We start from the raw sequence: 2182 nt of genomic DNA on the forward strand, positions 1-2182 counted from the left end.
CCCACCAGCAGCGCGGTGCGCGGGCCGGGCAGGGTGCTGAAGCTGGCGAACGCAGCGCGGCCCCAGGCCAGCCAGTCATCGTCCACCGGGTTCAGGCTGCCGATCAGGGTCAGCACGTTGCTGCCGCGCAGGGCGTCATGTTCGGGCACCACCACCACATCCCAGTGACGCGAGCCGATGCGCGGGTCGAGGATCTGCACTACCTGGCTGCCGCGCGCGCGCAGCACGCGAAGCGCACCGGCGGCCTGGCGGCCACAGCCGATCGCCAGCACGGGCGCCTCTGCAGCGAGTGACGCGAACGCCTCGCCGTAGCCTTTCACATCACCGGGCAAGCGCCGCGGTGCCAGCCAGCGCCATGGCGCCCGTGGTTGCAGGATCAGGGGGCGGTGGGTGCCTTGGCGCAGCGCCGAGGCCAGCGCGACCGCCTGCCGGACATTGCCGGCACGGCCGTCGGTGACCGTCCAAGGCGCGCTCGATCGTTTCACCATTGGCATTAATTCGTTTCAGCCCTGCTGGGTGTTGCAACAGTCGCGACACTCTACACTGCGGATCGACGTTTCGCCCCGCGCCGCCCGCGGGCACTGACCTTAGCCGCCCTGGAGATCCACCGATGTCCCACGCGCTCGACGCTGCTGCACTGGACCAGTTGTTCCGCACTGCCCGTACCCAGAATGCCTTCCTCGACAAGCCGGTCGAAGACGCCCAGCTGCACGCCCTGTACGACCTGCTGAAGTGGGGCCCGACCGCCGCCAACGGCAGCCCGGCGCGCTTCGTGTTCGTGAAGTCGGCCGAAGCCAAGGCCAAGCTGGCCCCGGCCCTGTCCGAAGGCAACCACAACAAGACCCTGGCTGCCCCGGTCACCGTCATCGTGGCCTTCGACCAGGACTTCCACGAGAAGCTGCCGTACCTGTTCCCGCACACCGACGCCAAGGCCTGGTTCGACGGCCCGCGCGAAGGCCGCCATGAAGGCGCGTTCCGCAACGGCAGCCTGCAGGGCGCTTACCTGATCCTGGCCGCACGCGCGCTGGGCCTGGATGCCGGCCCGATGTCCGGCTTCGACAACGCCAAGGTCGACGAAGCCTTCTTCGCCGGCACCAGCATCAAGTCGAATTTCCTGGTCAACCTGGGGTACGGTGACGATTCGGGCCTGTTCCCCCGTCTGCCGCGTCTGTCCTTCGACGAAGCGGCGCGCATCGCGTAAGTCGCTGTATCGGTTTCGGGCCCGCCCGCCGTGGCGGGCCATTGCTGCACTGTGTTCCCACCCTACGATCCGGAGAGTTCCTGAGATGAGCGCCACCCGTAAACTGCTGCTGCCGCTGGCCCTGACCCTGGCCATCGCCGCCTGCTCCAAGCCGGCCGACACCGCCGCCCCGGCGGCCGATGCTGCTGCCCCGGCCGCCACCGAACAGGCTGCCACCACCCCGGCCGCCGATGCCGCTGCTGCCGCCCCGGCTGCTGCCGCCATCACCATCGCCTCGGGCACCTACAAGCTCGACCCGACCCACACCGACGTGCTGGCGCAGTGGAGCCACTTCGGCTTCTCCAACCCGAGCGCACACTTCGGCAACGCGGAAGGCACTCTGGTGTACGACGCCACCGACGTCACCAAGTCCACCGTGGAAGTGAAGCTGCCGCTGAGCGGCCTGAACAGCTTCACCGCCAAGTTCGACGAGCACCTGAAGAGCGCCGATTTCTTCGACGCTGCCAAGTTCCCGGCTGCCAGCTTCAAGAGCACCAAGGTCGAATCGGCCGGCACCAACAAGCTGACCGTCACCGGCGACCTGACCATCAAGGACATCACCAAGCCGGTAACCCTGGACGTCACCGTCAACGGCGGCGGCGAGCACCCGATGGCCAAGGTTCCGGCCGCCGGCTTCGATGCCACCACCACGATCAAGCGCAGCGATTTCGGCGTCGGCGCCTACGCCCCGAACGTCAGCGATGAAGTGAAGATCCGCATCACCACCGAAGCCACCGGCGAGAAGCCGGCGGCTTGATCCCTCCCGCTCACTCGTCGTGAGAAGGCAGAAGGCCCGCTGAAAAGCGGGCCTTCTTTTTTGGCAGCGTCCTGGACGGGTCGCTCGATTGCCTGATTGGCCGATTGCCGAATCACCGGGTGGCCCGATCGTCTGGTAGTGCCGGCCGCTGGCCGGCAACCGCATGCATCCAACTACACCGAGGT

General features: G+C 67.6%; 3 protein-coding genes. 2 read left to right on the plus strand and 1 reads right to left on the minus strand.

Annotated elements, in window-relative coordinates:
- On the minus strand, window positions 1–488 hold a 488-nt coding region (locus AB4Y84_RS19870; protein ID WP_442250750.1), incomplete at its 3' end, for an ELM1/GtrOC1 family putative glycosyltransferase.
- 122 nt (window positions 489–610) lie between these two features.
- Between AB4Y84_RS19870 and AB4Y84_RS19875 the strand changes: the two genes are divergently transcribed.
- Together AB4Y84_RS19875 and AB4Y84_RS19880 are read left to right on the plus strand one after the other, a co-directional pair.
- Window positions 611–1201 carry a malonic semialdehyde reductase gene (locus AB4Y84_RS19875; protein WP_025878215.1) on the plus strand — a complete coding sequence of 197 codons (591 nt, stop codon included), beginning with the start codon at window positions 611–613 and terminating at the stop codon, window positions 1199–1201.
- Between the two features lie 85 nt (window positions 1202–1286).
- Entirely contained in the window at window positions 1287–1997 is a 711-nt protein-coding gene (locus AB4Y84_RS19880) for a YceI family protein (RefSeq protein WP_025878214.1), read from the plus strand.
- Window positions 1998–2182 lie beyond the last annotated feature (185 nt).

This window comes from Stenotrophomonas sp. 2YAF22 (assembly GCF_052114665.1).
Taxonomy (GTDB): Bacteria; Pseudomonadota; Gammaproteobacteria; order Xanthomonadales; family Xanthomonadaceae; genus Stenotrophomonas; species Stenotrophomonas indicatrix.

Coding starts and splice junctions, on each gene's coding strand:
- AB4Y84_RS19875 (WP_025878215.1), top strand. CDS start 611: ATGTCCCACGCGCTCGACGCTGCTGCACTGGACCAGTTGTTCCGCACT.
- AB4Y84_RS19880 (WP_025878214.1), top strand. CDS start 1,287: ATGAGCGCCACCCGTAAACTGCTGCTGCCGCTGGCCCTGACCCTGGCC.